The organism is Bacillus sp. DNRA2 (genome assembly GCF_012843265.1).
Lineage (GTDB): Bacteria > Bacillota > Bacilli > Bacillales > Cytobacillaceae > Bacillus_BU.
On record NZ_JABAIT010000003.1, the window covers coordinates 30,728 to 48,259 of the forward strand.

14 protein-coding genes and 1 other annotated feature are annotated in these 17,532 nt (G+C 41.6%); all 14 genes read left to right on the forward strand.

Annotated features, from left to right (window positions below; all coding sequences use genetic code 11):
- Window positions 1-101 precede the first annotated feature (101 nt).
- Window positions 102-344: a binding site (T-box leader), on the forward strand.
- Between the two features lie 95 nt (window positions 345-439).
- The 14 genes from ileS (at window position 440) to pyrE (ending at window position 17,444) form a co-directional block, all read left to right on the forward strand.
- Window positions 440-3,199 carry an isoleucine--tRNA ligase gene (gene ileS / locus HHO41_RS03945; protein WP_169095705.1) on the forward strand — a complete coding sequence of 920 codons (2,760 nt, stop codon included), beginning with the start codon at window positions 440-442 and terminating at the stop codon, window positions 3,197-3,199.
- A 595-nt stretch (window positions 3,200-3,794) separates the two neighbouring features.
- Entirely contained in the window at window positions 3,795-4,085 is a 291-nt protein-coding gene (locus HHO41_RS03950; RefSeq protein WP_169095707.1) for a hypothetical protein, read from the forward strand.
- Window positions 4,086-4,159: 74 nt separating this feature from the next.
- The gene (lspA, locus tag HHO41_RS03955) at window positions 4,160-4,633 is read left to right on the forward strand and encodes a signal peptidase II (RefSeq protein WP_169095709.1); all 474 of its coding nucleotides are present in this window, start codon (window positions 4,160-4,162) and stop codon (window positions 4,631-4,633) included.
- A 12-nt stretch (window positions 4,634-4,645) separates the two neighbouring features.
- Complete coding sequence (locus tag HHO41_RS03960) at window positions 4,646-5,557, forward strand: RluA family pseudouridine synthase (RefSeq protein ID WP_169095711.1); 912 nt, start codon at window positions 4,646-4,648, stop codon at window positions 5,555-5,557.
- Window positions 5,558-5,750: 193 nt separating this feature from the next.
- Window positions 5,751-6,293, forward strand: coding sequence for a bifunctional pyr operon transcriptional regulator/uracil phosphoribosyltransferase PyrR (gene pyrR, locus HHO41_RS03965; RefSeq protein WP_169095713.1), 543 nt, complete (start codon window positions 5,751-5,753; stop codon window positions 6,291-6,293).
- 138 nt (window positions 6,294-6,431) lie between these two features.
- Window positions 6,432-7,736, forward strand: a complete 1,305-nt coding sequence (locus HHO41_RS03970; protein WP_169095715.1) for a solute carrier family 23 protein — start codon at window positions 6,432-6,434, stop codon at window positions 7,734-7,736.
- Window positions 7,737-7,920: 184 nt separating this feature from the next.
- Complete coding sequence (locus tag HHO41_RS03975; RefSeq protein WP_169095717.1) at window positions 7,921-8,859, forward strand: aspartate carbamoyltransferase catalytic subunit; 939 nt, start codon at window positions 7,921-7,923, stop codon at window positions 8,857-8,859.
- Complete coding sequence (locus HHO41_RS03980) at window positions 8,822-10,108, forward strand: dihydroorotase (RefSeq protein WP_169095719.1); 1,287 nt, start codon at window positions 8,822-8,824, stop codon at window positions 10,106-10,108. The genes HHO41_RS03975 and HHO41_RS03980 overlap by 38 nt, the downstream gene beginning before the upstream one ends.
- Complete coding sequence (locus tag HHO41_RS03985; protein ID WP_169095721.1) at window positions 10,105-11,205, forward strand: carbamoyl phosphate synthase small subunit; 1,101 nt, start codon at window positions 10,105-10,107, stop codon at window positions 11,203-11,205. The genes HHO41_RS03980 and HHO41_RS03985 overlap by 4 nt, the downstream gene beginning before the upstream one ends.
- Window positions 11,198-14,407, forward strand: a complete 3,210-nt coding sequence (gene carB, locus HHO41_RS03990; RefSeq protein WP_169095723.1) for a carbamoyl-phosphate synthase large subunit — start codon at window positions 11,198-11,200, stop codon at window positions 14,405-14,407. Before HHO41_RS03985 ends, carB begins: the two co-directional genes overlap by 8 nt.
- Entirely contained in the window at window positions 14,404-15,183 is a 780-nt protein-coding gene (locus HHO41_RS03995; RefSeq protein ID WP_169095725.1) for a dihydroorotate dehydrogenase electron transfer subunit, read from the forward strand. Before carB ends, HHO41_RS03995 begins: the two co-directional genes overlap by 4 nt.
- Window positions 15,180-16,124: a dihydroorotate dehydrogenase gene (locus HHO41_RS04000; RefSeq protein ID WP_169095727.1), complete on the forward strand. Its 945-nt coding sequence runs from the start codon at window positions 15,180-15,182 to the stop codon at window positions 16,122-16,124. Before HHO41_RS03995 ends, HHO41_RS04000 begins: the two co-directional genes overlap by 4 nt.
- Window positions 16,096-16,815, forward strand: coding sequence for an orotidine-5'-phosphate decarboxylase (gene pyrF, locus HHO41_RS04005; protein ID WP_169095729.1), 720 nt, complete (start codon window positions 16,096-16,098; stop codon window positions 16,813-16,815). Before HHO41_RS04000 ends, pyrF begins: the two co-directional genes overlap by 29 nt.
- Complete coding sequence (pyrE, locus tag HHO41_RS04010) at window positions 16,812-17,444, forward strand: orotate phosphoribosyltransferase (RefSeq protein ID WP_169095731.1); 633 nt, start codon at window positions 16,812-16,814, stop codon at window positions 17,442-17,444. Before pyrF ends, pyrE begins: the two co-directional genes overlap by 4 nt.
- The last annotated feature ends 88 nt before the right edge of the window (window positions 17,445-17,532 follow it).

Here is a 17,532-nt window from a genome sequence, read left to right on the forward strand (position 1 = left end):
TCAGTGGCTTATGACCCCGAGCTCCTAGCCACTGAAGCTAGAATAACTTGACTAAATAAAGTCAAATCGCATATAATGTCATCACAAAAGAATCTTAATATTTATTGACGATGATAGGGACAGTACGTTTTTTCATAAACTTTTAATAGCGAACCGGGGACGGTGCAAGCCCGGGAAAGTTGAAAATTCGAAAAATCACCCTTGAGTTCCAAGTTGAAAGCTATTTTTATAGTCTAAGTAAGCTATGGCGTACATTCACGTTACGAATAACTAGTGGACAGCAAACGTATTACGCTGTCAATTAGGGTGGTACCGCGGGAATCAAAAACCTTCTCGTCCCTTTCTTTGAGGGACGAGAAGGTTTTTTTATTTGTTTTAAAGTTGATTGGAGCGGAAAACAACCTTAAATATCGAAATAAATTCCATAGGAGGAAAAGAAATGGAGTATAAAGATACATTATTAATGCCGCAAACGGAGTTTCCAATGCGCGGAAACCTTCCGAAACGCGAGCCGGACATGCAAGCAAAATGGGCAGAAATCGACATCTATAAAAAGGTTCAGGAACGAACAAAGGGAAGACCAATGTTTGTTTTGCATGACGGACCTCCATATGCAAACGGCGATATCCACATGGGCCATGCCTTAAACAAAATCCTTAAAGATTTTATCGTCCGTTACAAATCAATGAGTGGCTTCCAAGCTCCTTATGTTCCAGGCTGGGATACGCACGGTTTACCGATTGAACAGGCATTAACAAACAAAGGCGTAAAGCGGAAGGAAATGAGCGTTGCTGAGTTCCGTAAGCTATGTGAGCAATATGCTTATGAGCAAATCGAAAACCAACGTGAACAATTTAAGCGTCTCGGTGTTCGAGGTGATTGGGATAATCCATACATCACCTTAAAGCCTGAATACGAAGCACAACAAATTAAAGTGTTTGGCGAAATGGCGAAGAAGGGCTATATTTACAAAGGTCTTAAGCCTGTTTATTGGTCTCCATCCAGTGAATCAGCCTTGGCTGAAGCGGAAATTGAGTATCAAGACAAACGCTCAGCATCTATTTATGTAGCGTTTAACGTAAAAGACGGTAAAGGTGTTTTAGATAGCGATACGAAAATCATCATCTGGACAACAACTCCATGGACCATTCCAGCCAACCTCGGTATCTCTGTTCACCCTGAGTTAACATACGTGGTGGTTGAAGTTGAAGGTAATAAATATGTAGTAGCTGAAGCATTACTTGAGGCAGTTACGAACGAAATCGGCTGGGAAAACCCAACTGTTGTTAAAAAAGTTCAAGGTAGCGAGTTAGAATACATCGTAGCATTACATCCAATCTACGGTCGTGAATCTCTTGTTATGCTTGGTGAACACGTAACAACCGATGCCGGTACTGGCTGCGTTCACACTGCACCTGGTCACGGGGAAGACGACTTCCACGTTGGTCAAAAATACGGCCTAGATGTATTGAATCCTGTTGATGATAAGGGGCATATGACTCATGAAGCGCCAGGGTTTGAAGGGTTATTTTATGAAAATGCAAATAAGCCGATCACTGAAAAGCTTGAGGAAAATGGGGCATTATTGAAGCTTTCATTTATTACACACTCCTATCCACATGATTGGAGAACGAAAAAGCCAGTTATTTTCCGGGCAACTGCACAGTGGTTTGCTTCCATTAAGGATTTCCGTAATGAACTTCTTGAAGCAGTTAAAGAAACGAAATGGGTTCCAGAGTGGGGCGAAACTCGTTTATTTAACATGGTACGTGACCGTGGTGATTGGTGTATCTCTCGTCAGCGTGCATGGGGTGTGCCAATTCCGGTCTTCTATGCAGAAAATGGTGAAGCGATTATTACCGATGAAACGATTGCTCATGTATCTATGTTATTCCGTGAAAATGGTTCAAATATTTGGTTTGAGCGTGAAGCAAAAGACTTACTTCCTGAAGGATTTACACATCCTGGCAGCCCGAATGGTGAATTTACGAAAGAAACGGATATCATGGATGTTTGGTTCGATTCTGGTTCGTCTCACCAAGCTGTATTGGAAGAGCGCGAAGACTTGCAGCGTCCAGCAGATCTGTATTTAGAAGGCTCAGACCAATACCGCGGCTGGTTTAACTCTTCCTTATCAACAGGTGTTGCTGTAACTGGCAAAGCTCCATATAAAGGAGTATTAAGCCACGGCTTTGCACTTGATGGTGAAGGTAGAAAAATGAGTAAATCTATCGGTAACGTTGTTGTCCCTGCAAAGGTTATGCAGCAATTAGGTGCTGACATCCTTCGTCTATGGGTAGCTTCAGTAGATTATCAAGCGGATGTTCGTGTGTCTGATGCGATTTTGAAACAGGTTGCTGAAGTGTATCGTAAGATCCGTAATACATTCCGTTTCTTGCTTGGAAATCTTGCTGATTTTAATGCGGAGACTGATGCAGTTGCTTTCGACCAACTTCGTGAAGTGGATCAATTTATGCTGGTCAAACTTAACAAAGTGATTAAATCCGTTCGTGAGTCATATGAAAATTATGAATTTGCGACAATCTACCATGCAGTTAATAATTTCTGTACATTAGATTTGAGCTCATTCTATTTAGATTTTGCAAAAGACGTACTTTATATTGAATCAACTGATAATCGAGAGCGTCGCTCGATTCAAACTGTTTTACATGAAAGCTTAATCGCATTGGTGAAGCTAGTAACTCCAATTCTTCCTCATACTGCTGATGAGGTATGGGGCTATATTCCAACTGCGAAAGAAGAAAGTGTTCAGTTAACTGATCTACCTGAGTATCAGGAGCTTCCAAACGCTGCTGCGCTTGAGGAAAAATGGTCATTGTTTATGAAGCTTCGCGATGATGTACTGAAGGCATTGGAAGAGGCTCGTAATGAAAAGGTAATCGGAAAATCCTTAACAGCAAAGGTAACGCTTTATGTTAACGATGCAACAAGAGAATTGCTCGATTCGATTGATGAGAATCTCACGCAGCTCTTCATCGTGTCTGGATTTGAGGTTGCCGGTACTTACGGTGATGCCCCTGAAAATGCGGTGAAGCTAGACAACGCAGCAATTGTCGTGACAAAGGCTGAAGGCGAAACTTGTGAACGCTGTTGGATTGTCACAACTGAGGTTGGTCAGGATACAGAGCATCCAACCCTTTGCCCACGCTGTGCAACTGTCGTAAAAGAAAATTATTAAGCTTGATTTTTGATGAGTGAGAGGCTAACCGAAATTTTGGTTAGCCTCTTTTTATTTGTTTGGTTGTTTTCGAATAGAATGTAGCTTTTTAGCGTTCAAGGTAAAACACTTTGAACATGATTAGGATAACCACAGGATAAATGACCGTTGCTTATTATTCTTCTGTTTCTAGCGGACACAGAGTACCTTATTTGCAGTAAAATCCTTGATTTGAAAGATTTGCGGACATCAGATACCTTATTTAGCCAAAATCTTGAAAGTTAGACAGTGATTAGGGCAAATAGAGGATTCAATGTCCGGTTACATCTCGAAAATACTGTTATTAGCACAAATAAAGGATTCAATGTCCGCTAATTATTGTATCCAACCATCTTCACCCAAAACACAACATTCTTTTACAATAGAGCCATTTGTTTTGCAAACGATAGGTGTATTGGTAACAAAACGAGGGGAGGGGCGGTTGGAACTGTACACCACGACATATCCACCGTTTTCCACTTCCGCTAATCTTTGTGGCATTTGACAATAGTTTAAATGCGTTCAGTCCTCCAAAAAAGCCATAATAAAAGCAAATGAGCTAATCGGAGGGATTGATATGGAAGCGAACATGGCACAGCTTTATTCCGAACTCCGTAAAACAAGTGATGAATTATTAACCAGAATGACAAGTCAAAATGGCTCGCCACAAATTCAGGCGATATTAAAAGAAGAGCTAGCGGACATTGAAACCGCCATGAATAAAATTAAAACTGGTGAATTTGGTAAGTGTGAAATTTCAGGGGAGATGATCCCCCTTGAGGTTCTGAGAATGATGCCAACCATCAAAACAATCAAGGATATTGACAGCATCAACAGCTTTTTTCGAAAACCGTTTAACACAATTTGAAAAAAATATCGTTTTCGTCTGGAGTATGCTAAAATGCAAAGGTATATATTTGTCTAAAGTTGGGGGTTACCTTTGTGTTTTATTACATAATTGCGTTTTTTGTGATTTTGCTTGATCAATTTACAAAGTGGTTAATTGTGAAAAATCTTGAGCTTGGAGAGAGTATCACGATAATCGATCAGTATCTTTATATCACCTCGCATCGAAATCGTGGGGCAGCCTGGGGAATATTACAAGGTCAAATGTGGTTTTTTTATATAATAACAGTGATTGTGATAATCGGAATAATTGTTTACATTCAAAAGGTTATTAAAAATAAAAATAGACTTACGGGTATTTCACTTGCGTTAATGCTAGGTGGTGCAATTGGTAACTTTATCGACCGTGTTGCACGCAAAGAAGTAGTCGACTTTATCAACACGTATATATTTGAATATGACTTCCCGGTATTTAATATCGCTGATTCAGCATTGGTCATTGGGGTTATATTACTCATGATTCAAATGCTATTGGAAGAAAGACAGATGAAGCGAACAAAAGAGAACTAAAGGAGCAAATGAATGGATAGCTTAACATATACCGTAAGTGAGGAACAAAAAAATGACCGAATTGATAAGGTGATTTCAGGATTAAACCCAGAATGGTCACGGACTCAGGTTCAACAGTGGATTAAAGATGGACATGTTCTGGTCAATGGTGCCGGAGTTAAGACGAATTACAAATGCCATATTGCTGATGAATTAACGATTAATATTCCTGAACCAGAAAATTTGGATGTCGAAGCTGAAGAAATGGATCTTGACATTTATTATGAAGATTCTGATGTGCTAGTGGTCAATAAGCCTAAAGGGATGGTTGTTCATCCTGCTCCAGGACACTTAAGTGGAACACTAGTGAATGGTTTGATGGCCCATTGCAAAGACCTGTCGGGAATAAATGGAGTTCTTCGCCCGGGGATTGTGCATAGAATTGATAAAGATACATCAGGTTTATTGATGGTGGCCAAAAACGATATGGCCCATGAAAGTCTCGTTAATCAATTGGTAAACAAAACGGTCGTTAGAAAATATATGGCGATTGTCCATGGCAATATTCCTCATGATTATGGAACCGTTGATGCACCAGTTGGCAGAGATCCTAAAGATCGCCAGAGTATGACGGTTGTTGATAATGGTAAAAATGCCGTCACACACTTTCAAGTAATCGAGCGGCTTGGTGAGTATACACTGATTGAGTGCCAACTTGAGACAGGAAGAACCCATCAAATTCGCGTTCATATGAAGTACATCGGTTACCCGCTTGTTGGAGATCCAAAGTATGGACCGAAAAAGACGCTCGACATTAATGGTCAGGCACTTCATGCGGGGATACTAGGCTTTGAACATCCGCGTACGAATGAATTTTTGCAATTTGAAGCACCGCTTCCATCTGAATTTGTGTCCTTATTGGAACAGCTTCGAAATAATCGTTGACAAAAATCGACGATTATCTTAAGATAACAATAGTTAATAGGAACCTTTAATACAGTCCCGTGAGGCTGAGAAGGAAACGGATATCTTTTGGGGGATTTTTGTAATCCTCAAGAGCTAACTTTGTGTACGCACACCCTCTCGCTATATCGGTGAGAGGGTTTTTTGTTTCAATTTTTTTGGGGGGAGGATCACCATGAGCCAGAAAGCAATTGTTTTAGATGAACAAGCAATAAGGCGCGCACTTACACGAATAGCCCATGAAATTATTGAAAAAAACAAAGGTATCAAAAATTGTGTCTTAGTCGGAATTCGCACAAGAGGGATTTATTTAGCGGACCGGTTAAGTGCAAGAATTGAACAAATCGAGGGTACGAAGGTACCAGTCGGAGAAATTGATATTACACTGTATCGTGATGATTTAACCAAGATTACGACAGATCAGGAACCACTGGTAAAAGGTAATAACATTCCGATTGATATCAATAATCAAGTCGTGATTTTAGTAGATGATGTATTATTTACAGGAAGAACAGTCAGAGCGGCGATTGATGCAGTGATTGACCTTGGCAGACCAGCTGCAGTACAGCTGGCAGTATTGGTAGATAGAGGTCATCGCGAACTGCCGATAAGAGCGGACTATGTTGGGAAAAATATACCGACATCGAGTTCAGAAAAAATAGTAGTTGAATTAACGGAAGTAGATGAGATTGATCAAGTAAGCATTTATGACAAATAAATAACCCTTTTAAGTGCAGTCCAGAGAGGCTGGCAAAAGGGGGGAGGGCAAACCACATCGATGTGTTTCGCCAAAGCTTTATCACCCTCTTTTGCCCTAGGCAAGAGAGGGTTATTTCATAAAGGAGAGAGATGAAACATGAGTAAACCAGCATTAGATATCAACGAAGTACCAACACCAGGAAAATGGTTAACACTTAGTCTCCAGCACCTATTTGCGATGTTTGGCGCAACAATCCTTGTTCCATATTTAGTCGGATTAAGTCCGTCGATTGCCCTCATCTCAAGTGGTTTAGGTACACTTGCCTTTTTGATTATCACCAAATGGCAAGTACCTGCGTATCTCGGTTCTTCCTTTGCATTTATTGCACCAGTTATAGCCGCAAAAGCAAGCGGTGGTCCTGGAGCTGCGATGATTGGCACGTTTTTAGCCGGACTTGTATATGGTCTAGTAGCGATCGTCATCAAAAAATTAGGCTATCGCTGGATTATGAATTTGCTTCCCCCAGTGGTAGTTGGTCCGATTATAATCGTCATCGGTCTAGCGTTATCAGGAACAGCAGTCGGAATGGCAATGAATAATCCTGAGGGAGAATACAGCTTACTTCACTTTTCAATCGCACTTGTCACTTTAGCAGCAACTATTATCTGCTCGATTTATATGAAGGGAATGCTCAGCTTAATCCCGATTTTATTCGGAATCGTCGTTGGCTACATTTATGCACTATCAGTTGGAGTGGTGGATTTTTCACCGGTTCAACAAGCTAAATGGATAGAAATGCCGGATTTTCTCTTCCCGTTTGTTGACTATAAAGTAAAAGTTACAATGGAATTAATATTATTGATGGTACCCGTGGCGATTGTCACCTTATCTGAGCACATTGGACATCAGCTTGTGCTAAGTAAAGTGGTGGGCCGCGACTATATAAAAAATCCAGGCTTACACCGTTCAATTTTAGGAGACGGTATGGCAACCATGATTTCCGGTTTAATTGGCGGACCGCCAAAAACCACTTACGGTGAAAACATTGGAGTTCTAGCGATTACGAAAGTTTACAGTGTCTACGTATTAGCAGGTGCAGCTGTAATTGCCACGATCTTCGGTTTTGTCGGGAAAATCACCGCATTAATTTCAACCATTCCAACACCAGTCATGGGCGGAGTATCGATTCTCCTGTTTGGAATTATCGCTTCATCAGGCTTAAGAATGCTTGTTGATAGCAAAGTGGATTTTGGAAATAACCGCAATCTGATGATTTCTTCTGTTATACTTGTAATTGGAATAGGTGGAGCATTCATCAAGATTAGCGACGACTTCCAAATTCAAGGAATGGCGCTTGCAGCCATTATCGGTGTATTACTGAATCTAATTCTTCCTGGCAGAGAACCTGTGAAGGAAGATATGTTTGAAACTGAAACTAAATCAAATGAAGCAGCTTCTTAAGAACCTTTTAATTAAGTCCAGAGAGACTTACAAGGGTGATAACAAAATGATCGGAACAAGAGCAGTACTATGCCTTTTTCCAGTCTTTTGACGACGTTCATTTTGACACCCAGATGATCAGTATATCTGGGTGTCTTTTTTATAAAAATAAGGAAGAAAATTCCTGATGAGGAGATGGGAGTAAATGAGAGATTTACTTAAAACGACGGAGCTTTCGACCGATGAGATTAAAAAAATATTAATTGATGCCCAGCGTTTTGCTGAGGGAGAGCAATGGGCCCCTGCAAAGCCAACATATGTTGCAAACTTATTTTTTGAACCAAGCACAAGAACTAAGACCAGCTTTGAAATGGCTGAGCGAAAATTAGGATTACAAGTGATTCCGTTTGAAGCAGGGCGCTCAAGTGTCCTAAAAGGGGAAACTCTGTACGACACAGTTAGGACATTAGAATCGATTGGTTTAGATGCCGTGGTGATTCGCCATGAACAGGATAATTTCTTTGCAGAATTACAAGATAAATTTAATTTATCAATTGTCAATGCGGGCGACGGTTGTGGACATCATCCAACGCAATCATTATTAGATCTCTTAACAATCCAACAGGAATTTGGCAAGTTTGAAGGATTGAAGGTTGCCATCATCGGTGATATCCGCCATAGCCGCGTTGCTCATTCCAATGCTGATGCGCTCGTTCGCCTCGGAGCACAAGTCGTTTTTTCAGGTCCTGAAGCTTGGTTTGATGAAGAAATGCCGCAAGGGTGTATAATGGAACCGATAGACCGCGCAATTTCGACAGCAGATGTCGTCATGTTGCTCCGAATTCAGCATGAACGTCATAATGGGTCGGAAACTGCCGATTTAAACGAATATCATCGTCAATATGGCTTAACGATAGAAAGAGAAAAAACGATGAAAAAAGGCAGCATCATCATGCATCCGGCACCGGTAAACCGCGGCGTTGAAATTGCAGAATGCTTAGTTGAATGTGAGCGTTCAAGAATTTTTAAACAAATGCAAAATGGTGTTTTCGTTCGAATGGCGGTACTTAAGCGCGTTTTAGAATCATCACAAGGGGGTAGTGAGAATGTCGATCATCATCAAAAATGGTCAATTGCTTACTGAGACAGGAGAACTTACAAAGGTAGATCTTTATATCGACAAAGGGGAAATTATTGAGGTAAACCAGGAAATTACACGCGATGCTGATGAAGTCATCGATGCGGGCGGGCTTTTGGTTGCGCCGGGTTTTATCGACCTACATGTCCATCTTCGTGAACCAGGTGGAGAAAAGAAGGAAACCATTGCTACAGGAACAATGGCTGCGGCTAGAGGTGGTTTTACGACTGTTGCAGCAATGCCAAATACAAGACCAGTTCCAGATTCAAAGGAACAATTACAATCGCTAAATGCACGGATTAACGAAACAGCAGCCGTTCGCGTGCTGCCCTATGCTTCGATTACCGTTCGTGAACTCGGTCAGGAGCTTACAAATTTCTCGGAATTGAAGGAAGCTGGCGCAGTTGCTTTCACCGATGATGGTGTCGGAATTCAAGAAGCAGGAATGATGCTTGAAGCAATGAAAAGGGCTGCACAATTGGATATGGCAGTTGTTGCCCATTGCGAGGACAATTCTTTAATCAATAAAGGCTGTGTTCATGAGGGAAAATTTTCAGAAGCCAACGGTCTAAACGGAATCCCATCCGTATGTGAATCAGTACATATTGCCCGTGATGTATTATTAGCAGAAGCTGCTAATTGTCACTATCACGTTTGCCATATCAGCACGAAGGAATCTGTTCGTGCAGTAAGAGATGCAAAGCGAGCAGGCATTAATGTAACGGCAGAAGTAACTCCACATCACTTACTATTATGTGATGAAGACATACCAGGGCTAGATACGAATTATAAAATGAACCCGCCACTTCGTGGAAGCGAAGATAAATTGGCGCTAATTGAAGGATTATTAGATGGAACGATTGATTGCATCGCAACAGATCACGCTCCACATACTGCTGAAGAAAAAAGTGCAGGAATGCAACTGGCACCATTTGGGATTGTCGGACTAGAAACAGCATTTCCGCTTTTATATACACATTTTGTTGAAACAGAAATCTTAACACTTAAGCAATTAGTGGATTTCTTAACCATTAGGCCTGCCGAAACCTTTAAGCTTCCATTTGGAAAAATTGAAGCAGGACGACCAGCAGACATAGTTTTACTTGATTTAAATCAAAAGGATGCTGTTGATTCTAGCAAGTTCCTATCTAAAGGAAAAAATACACCTTTTGACGGCTGGGAATGTAAAGGCTGGCCAGTACTGACAATCGTTGCAGGAAAAATCGCGTGGAAAAAGGAGAGAGTCGATATATGAAAAGACAATTGATACTCGAAGACGGAACGATCATGATCGGTGAAGGATTTGGAAGTGATGTCGATACAATTGGTGAGGTCGTTTTCAATACAGGGATGACTGGTTATCAGGAAATCTTGTCCGATCCATCATATTGTGGTCAAATTGTTACCTTGACGTATCCGTTAATTGGTAACTATGGAATTAATCGTGATGATTTTGAATCGATTCAGCCTGCGATTAAAGGGTTTATTGTAAAGGAAGTTTGTGATTTTCCATCCAACTGGCGAAATGAATTATCGCTAGATGAATATTTCAAAATTAAAAAAATCCCAGGAATCTCAGGGATTGATACAAGAAAATTGACAAGAATCATCCGTAATCACGGTACATTAAAAGGTGCAATCTGCAGTATGGAAGAAGATGCAGCAAAAATTGTCGAAATGTTAAGAGAAAAGCCGTTAGAAACAGATCAGGTGAAACAGGTTTCTACCGTTACACCTTATGCAAGTCCTGGACGTGGTAACCGTGTTGTCCTCGTTGATTTTGGTATGAAGCACGGAATTTTACGTGAGCTTAATCACCGTGACTGCGATGTAATTGTTGTACCTTACCACTTCACAGCAGAACAAATTTTACAATTAAGTCCTGATGGCGTGATGCTGTCAAATGGACCTGGAGATCCAAAAAGCGTACCAGAAGCTAAAGAAATGATTGCTGGTCTAATCGGGAAGGTTCCACTATTCGGAATTTGCCTTGGACACCAACTTTTCGCTTTATCATGTGGAGCCAATACTGAAAAAATGAAATTTGGACACCGTGGTTCCAACCACCCTGTTAAGGATTTATCTACAGGTAAAGTTTCATTAACTTCGCAAAATCATGGCTATACCGTTGAAGATGCTTCGATTGCCGGAACTCAACTTGAAGTAACACATATTGCCTTGAATGATGGCACAGTAGAAGGTTTAAAGCATAAGGAATACCCAGCCTTTACTGTTCAATTTCATCCAGAGGCTTCACCTGGACCAGAAGACACAAACGGATTATTTGATCGTTTCTTAAATATGGTAGAAGAACACAAACAAGAGAACGGGAGAGTGCTAAATAATGCCTAAACGTACCGATATCAATAGTATTTTAGTAATTGGGTCAGGTCCGATTATCATCGGTCAAGCCGCTGAATTTGACTATGCGGGAACGCAAGCATGTATGGCACTGAAAGAAGAAGGCTATCGTGTAATTCTCGTTAACTCTAACCCTGCAACCATTATGACAGATACAGAAATTGCCGATGCAGTTTACATCGAGCCATTGACTGTTGAATTTATCTCACGTGTTATTCGTAAAGAACGCCCAGATGCGCTTGTACCGACACTTGGAGGCCAAACAGGCTTAAACTTGGCGGTTCAATTAGCGGAGTCGGGAATTCTTGAAGAATTAAATGTCGAAATATTAGGAACTAAGCTTTCTGCGATTAAGCAAGCGGAGGATCGTGAGCTGTTCAGAGACCTAATGAACGAGCTAGGTGAGCCAGTACCAGAAAGTGATATCGTCCATAGTTTAGAGGAAGCCTATCGCTTTGTCGGTGTCGTTGGCTATCCGATTATCGTTCGACCTGCTTACACTTTAGGTGGTACAGGCGGCGGTATATGTCATAACGAAGCGGAATTAATTGAAATCGTTACGAGCGGTTTGAAAAACAGTCCAGTTAACCAATGTTTACTTGAGAAGAGTATCGCTGGTTTTAAGGAAATTGAATATGAAGTAATGCGTGATGCCAACGACAGTGCCATTGTAGTTTGTAACATGGAAAACATCGACCCGGTAGGTATTCATACTGGTGACTCAATCGTCGTAGCACCAAGCCAAACACTAAGCGATCGCGAGTATCAATTATTAAGAAATGTATCGTTAAAAATTATTCGTGCTTTAGGTATCGAAGGTGGTTGTAACGTACAGCTTGCACTTGATCCTGACAGCTTTAACTACTACATCATTGAAGTAAATCCACGTGTAAGCCGTTCATCAGCTTTAGCATCAAAAGCAACTGGCTATCCAATTGCGAAACTTGCTGCAAAGATTGCGGTTGGCCTGACATTGGATGAAATGATGAACCCTGTAACTGGAAAAACATATGCATGCTTTGAACCAGCACTTGATTATATCGTTACGAAAATCCCACGTTGGCCATTTGATAAATTTGAAGCAGCTAACCGCTTATTAGGAACGCAAATGAAGGCTACTGGTGAGGTAATGGCCATTGGTCGTACGTTTGAAGAGTCGCTGTTAAAGGCTATTCGTTCACTTGAAGCAAAAATCTATCATTTCGAGCTTAAAGAAGCAGATCAAATTGATGATGTATTAATCGAAAAGCGGATTAGGAAAGCAGGCGATGAACGCTTATTCTACATCGCTGAAGCCTTAAAACGTGGTGTGACCATCGAAACGATTCATGACTGGTCTAAAATTGATTTATTTTTCCTTAAGAAATTTGAAGGAATCATCAAATTCGATGAGGTTGTTGAACAAAATGCGTTTGATATTGAAGTAGCGAGACAAGCTAAGGAAATGGGTTATTCTGATAAAACTATAGCAGCAAAATGGAATACAAAAGAAATTGAAGTTTATAACTGGAGAACAGAAAATGGTATTGTTCCTGTTTATAAAACAGTCGACACTTGTGCTGCTGAATTTGAATCAGAAACACCATATTTCTACGGAACCTACGAAGATGAAAATGAATCGATTGTAACCGACCGTGACAGTGTTATCGTGTTAGGTTCAGGTCCGATTCGTATCGGACAGGGAATTGAGTTTGACTACTCAACCGTTCATGCAGTCTGGGCGATTAAAGAAGCTGGTTATGAAGCGATTATCATTAATAACAACCCGGAAACAGTTTCAACTGACTTCAGTATTTCCGATAAATTATACTTTGAGCCACTTACCATTGAAGATGTCATGCACATCATCGATTTAGAAAAACCACTGGGTGTCATCGTCCAATTTGGTGGTCAAACAGCTATCAATCTAGCAGGACAATTGGTTGAAAGAGGCGTGAAGATTTTAGGAACATCCTTAGAAAATCTTGACCGAACAGAAGACCGTAATCAATTTGAGGCAGCCCTTTCTAAGCTTGGTATACCACAGCCTAAAGGGAAAACGGCTTTAACAGTCGAAGAAGCTGTTGCCGTTGCTACGGAAATTGGCTATCCCGTACTTGTTCGTCCTTCCTATGTACTAGGCGGAAGAGCGATGGAAATTGTCCATAAAGAAGATGAGTTAAGATTTTACATGAAGAATGCTGTTAAAGAAAATTCTGATCCAATCCTGATTGACCGTTACGTAACTGGAAAAGAAATCGAGGTTGACGCGATTTGTGATGGTAAGGATGTCGTGATTCCTGGGATTATGGAGCACATCGAACGCGCAGGAGTTCACTCCGGGGATTCCATCGCCGTTTATCCACCACAAAGAATCACTGATTCTGTCAAAGCGAAATTGATTGAGTACACTGATAAGTTGGCTAAGGGCTTAGGAATCATCGGCTTACTTAACATTCAATACGTCGTTGCAGGTGAAGATGTATTTGTCATTGAGGTAAACCCACGTTCAAGTAGAACGGTGCCATTCTTAAGTAAAATTACAAACGTTCCGATGGCTAATATCGCTACCAAAGTCATTTTAGGACACAGCCTTGCTGAACAAGGATATCAGTCAGGTCTAGTTCCAGAGAAAAAAGGTGTTTATGTAAAAGTACCAGTCTTCTCATTCGAAAAGCTTCGTCGTGTTGACATCACGCTTGGACCTGAAATGAAATCAACTGGGGAAGTAATGGGTAAAGATTTAACGTTTGAAAAAGCTTTATATAAAGGTTTTGTAGCAGCGAAAATGAATATTAAAAAATCTGGAACTGTGCTATTAACAGTTGCTGATAAAGACAAAGCAGAAGCTTTACAGCTTGCGAAAAGATTTGCGGCAATTGGGTATCAGTTGTTAGCAACAAGCGGTACGGCTACTTACTTACAGGAAAACAGCATTCCAGTAATGGTAGTTGAAAAAATCGATGCAAGTGATTCGAATCTTCTTGATGTGATTCGAAAAGGAGAAGCGCAGTTAGTAATCAATACATTTACACGCGGAAAACAACCTGAGCGTGACGGCTTCCGTATTCGTCGTGAATCAGTCGAAAATGGGGTTCCTTGTTTGACATCCTTGGACACTGCTGATGCTATACTTCGAGTAATTGAATCGATGACCTTCTCAGCAGAAGCGATGGAAAGTGCTCCTGAGGTGCGAAAGGCGGTCTTAATGTGATCAAAAAAGAGCAGTGTACCGTTATTAGTCAGCAAGAAATCGCATCAGACATTTTTGAATTAACGTTACAGGGTGAAGTCGTGCTCGAAATGCAGGAGCCTGGACAATTTGTTCAGTTGAAAGTTGCAAACGCCATTGATCCATTATTAAGAAGACCGATTAGTATTTCGAACATAGATCATGACAATCATCAGTTTACGATGATTTATCGGAAAGAAGCAAAGGGCACCACGCTTCTTTCCCAGAAAAAAAGCGGTGATACCGTCGATGTGCTAGGCCCGCTAGGTCACGGTTTTCCAGTTGATGAAACTTTTGCAGGCCAAACAGCACTGTTAATTGGCGGTGGTATCGGTGTTCCGCCACTTTACGAGTTATCAAAGCAATTAGTCAAGAAGGGAGTCAAGGTGATTCACATCCTTGGCTTCCAAACGGAAAATGTGGTTTTTTATGAAAAGAAATTTGCCTTACTCGGTGCTACATATGTGGCGACTGTTGACGGGACACATGGCCACCGGGGCTTTGTTACAGATGTTATTACTTCTGAAGGGATTACTTTCGATACCCTTTATGCTTGTGGACCAAAACCAATGTTAAAGGCGCTTGAGACAAGTTTCCCTAATCAAAAAGTCTTCTTGTCATTAGAAGAGCGGATGGGCTGTGGCATTGGCGCCTGCTTTGCTTGCGTGTGTCATACAAGTGATAATCCGGAAGGTCACACATATAAAAAGGTTTGTACAGATGGACCGGTATTCCGGGCAGGGGAGGTAGTCATATGAGTTCATTAAATATTGAATTACCAGGGTTGTCCTTGAAGAATCCGGTCATGCCTGCTTCCGGTTGCTTTGGATTTGGAAAAGAGTACAGTCAGTTATTTGATTTAGATAAACTCGGGGCCATCATGATCAAGGCAACGACGAGTGAACCACGTTTTGGTAATCCAACTCCACGTGTCGCTGAAACAGAAGCTGGGATGTTAAACGCAATCGGCTTGCAAAATCCGGGTCTCGAAAAAGTAATGAACGAAGAACTTCCGTGGTTGGCTGAGCGCTTTAGTGTACCAATTATTGCTAATGTTGCCGGTTCAAAGGAAGAGGACTATGTGGAAGTGGCTCGGAAAATTTCGACAGCCCCAAATGTTCACGCGTTAGAATTAAATATTTCTTGTCCAAACGTTAAAACGGGCGGAATTGCTTTCGGTACATGTCCGGAAACGGCGAAACGGTTAACAAAGCTTGTTAAGGAAGTTTCTTCCGTACCGGTTTATGTAAAATTATCACCGAATGTCACCAATATCGTCGAAATCGCGCGGGCGGTTGAAGCTGGCGGTGCAGACGGTTTAACGATGATTAATACATTGCTCGGGATGCGCCTTGACTTAAAAACCGGAAAGCCAATTTTGGCCAATCGCACTGGTGGCTTGTCCGGTCCTGCGATTAAACCAGTTGCGATCCGAATGATTCATGATGTCAGTCAGGTTGTTTCGATTCCAATCATCGGCATGGGCGGAATTTCTTCAGCCGAAGATGTCATCGAATTTTTCTATGCCGGTGCAAGCGCAGTGGCCGTTGGCACAGCCAATTTCGTTGATCCATTTGTCTGTCCGACAATTATTGATGAGTTACCAGCTTTATTGAAAAAATTAGGCTATGAACACATTTCAGAATGTACGGGAAGGAGCTGGGGACTTCATGAAAAACTCGCTCATCATCGCGCTTGATTTTGCCTCAAAAGAAGAGGTATTCCAGTTTCTTAACCAGTTTGAGGGAGAGTCATTGTTCGTTAAAGTCGGTATGGAATTATTTTATCAGGAAGGTCCTGCGATTATTTCTGAGTTAAAAGAAAAAAATCATCAAGTGTTTCTTGATTTAAAGTTGCATGATATTCCAAACACAGTCCATAAAGCGATGAAAGGCTTGGCTCGACTTGGTGCAGATTTAGTGAATGTTCATGCTGCTGGTGGCAGCGAAATGATGAAAGCTGCACTCGACGGCTTGGATGCAGGAACCCCAAGTGGAAGCGTGCGCCCAAGTTGCATCGCGGTAACCCAGTTAACAAGTACGTCAGAGGCGCTAATGCAACGTGAGCAACTGATTCCAGTTTCGATTGAGGAATCGGTGCTTCATTATGCAAGTGTCGCTAACAGTGCGGGAATGGATGGAGTTGTTTGCTCAACATGGGAAGCAGGTAAAATTCGAACTGTGCTTGGACCGGAATTTTTAACTGTCACACCAGGAATTCGCTTAAGCACTGATGCAACGCAGGATCAAAAGCGGATTGCCACTCCGGAAACAGCAAGACTTGCGGGTGTATCAGCCATTGTAGTCGGTCGTCCAATAACACAGGCGCAAGATCCAGTTGCCAGTTACAGACATATTAAGCAAGCATGGGAAGGAGCAAGTTTAACATGAAACGTAAAATTGCCGAAAGACTATTAGAAATCGAAGCGGTTGCGTTGCAGCCAAACGATCCATTCACTTGGGCTTCTGGCCTACGCTCACCAATTTATTGTGATAATCGCCTAACTTTATCATATCCTGCTGTTCGCAAGGAAATTGCCACTGGCTTAAAGACGCTTATTGAAGAAAACTTTGCCGGGGTTGAAGTGATTGCTGGTACGGCTACAGCAGGCATTCCTCACGCAGCGTGGGTGAGTGACTTACTCGATTTACCGATGTGCTATGTACGTTCGAAGCCAAAAGGTCATGGGAAAGGTAATCAAATCGAAGGTCGTGTGTCGGAAGGTCAAAAGGTTGTTGTAGTGGAAGATTTAATCTCTACAGGCGGCAGCGTGATTACGGCTGTTGATGCATTACGTGAGGCAGGTTGTGAAGTGCTTGGCGTTGTATCCATCTTTACATATCAGCTTGCAAAAGGTGAAGAAATGCTTGCTGAAGCAGGTGTTAAAGCATTTTCATTAACTGACTTTACGACTCTATCTGAAGTGGCTGAGACTAAAGGCTATATCAAAGGTGAAGATCGCGAAACGCTAGCAGCGTGGCGGGTAGACCCAGCCGAGTGGGGCAAGCAATTTGCTTAAGGTATAGGTAGATGAGAGGATGAACTTGTTCATCCTCTTTTCTGATGTGTGGGGGGATTTTGGCAAATAAATTACGAAATCGGCAAAT

Excerpts from the sequence above, each read along its gene's own strand:
- HHO41_RS03980 (WP_169095719.1), top strand. The coding sequence starts at position 8,822 with ATGTCGATCATCATCAAAAATGGTCAATTGCTTACTGAGACAGGAGAA.
- pyrR (WP_169095713.1), top strand. The coding sequence starts at position 5,751 with ATGAGCCAGAAAGCAATTGTTTTAGATGAACAAGCAATAAGGCGCGCA.
- HHO41_RS03970 (WP_169095715.1), top strand. The coding sequence starts at position 6,432 with ATGAGTAAACCAGCATTAGATATCAACGAAGTACCAACACCAGGAAAA.
- HHO41_RS03960 (WP_169095711.1), top strand. The coding sequence starts at position 4,646 with ATGGATAGCTTAACATATACCGTAAGTGAGGAACAAAAAAATGACCGA.
- HHO41_RS03975 (WP_169095717.1), top strand. The coding sequence starts at position 7,921 with ATGAGAGATTTACTTAAAACGACGGAGCTTTCGACCGATGAGATTAAA.
- ileS (WP_169095705.1), top strand. The coding sequence starts at position 440 with ATGGAGTATAAAGATACATTATTAATGCCGCAAACGGAGTTTCCAATG.
- carB (WP_169095723.1), top strand. The coding sequence starts at position 11,198 with ATGCCTAAACGTACCGATATCAATAGTATTTTAGTAATTGGGTCAGGT.
- HHO41_RS03985 (WP_169095721.1), top strand. The coding sequence starts at position 10,105 with ATGAAAAGACAATTGATACTCGAAGACGGAACGATCATGATCGGTGAA.
- pyrE (WP_169095731.1), top strand. The coding sequence starts at position 16,812 with ATGAAACGTAAAATTGCCGAAAGACTATTAGAAATCGAAGCGGTTGCG.
- HHO41_RS03950 (WP_169095707.1), top strand. The coding sequence starts at position 3,795 with ATGGAAGCGAACATGGCACAGCTTTATTCCGAACTCCGTAAAACAAGT.
- HHO41_RS04000 (WP_169095727.1), top strand. The coding sequence starts at position 15,180 with ATGAGTTCATTAAATATTGAATTACCAGGGTTGTCCTTGAAGAATCCG.
- pyrF (WP_169095729.1), top strand. The coding sequence starts at position 16,096 with ATGAAAAACTCGCTCATCATCGCGCTTGATTTTGCCTCAAAAGAAGAG.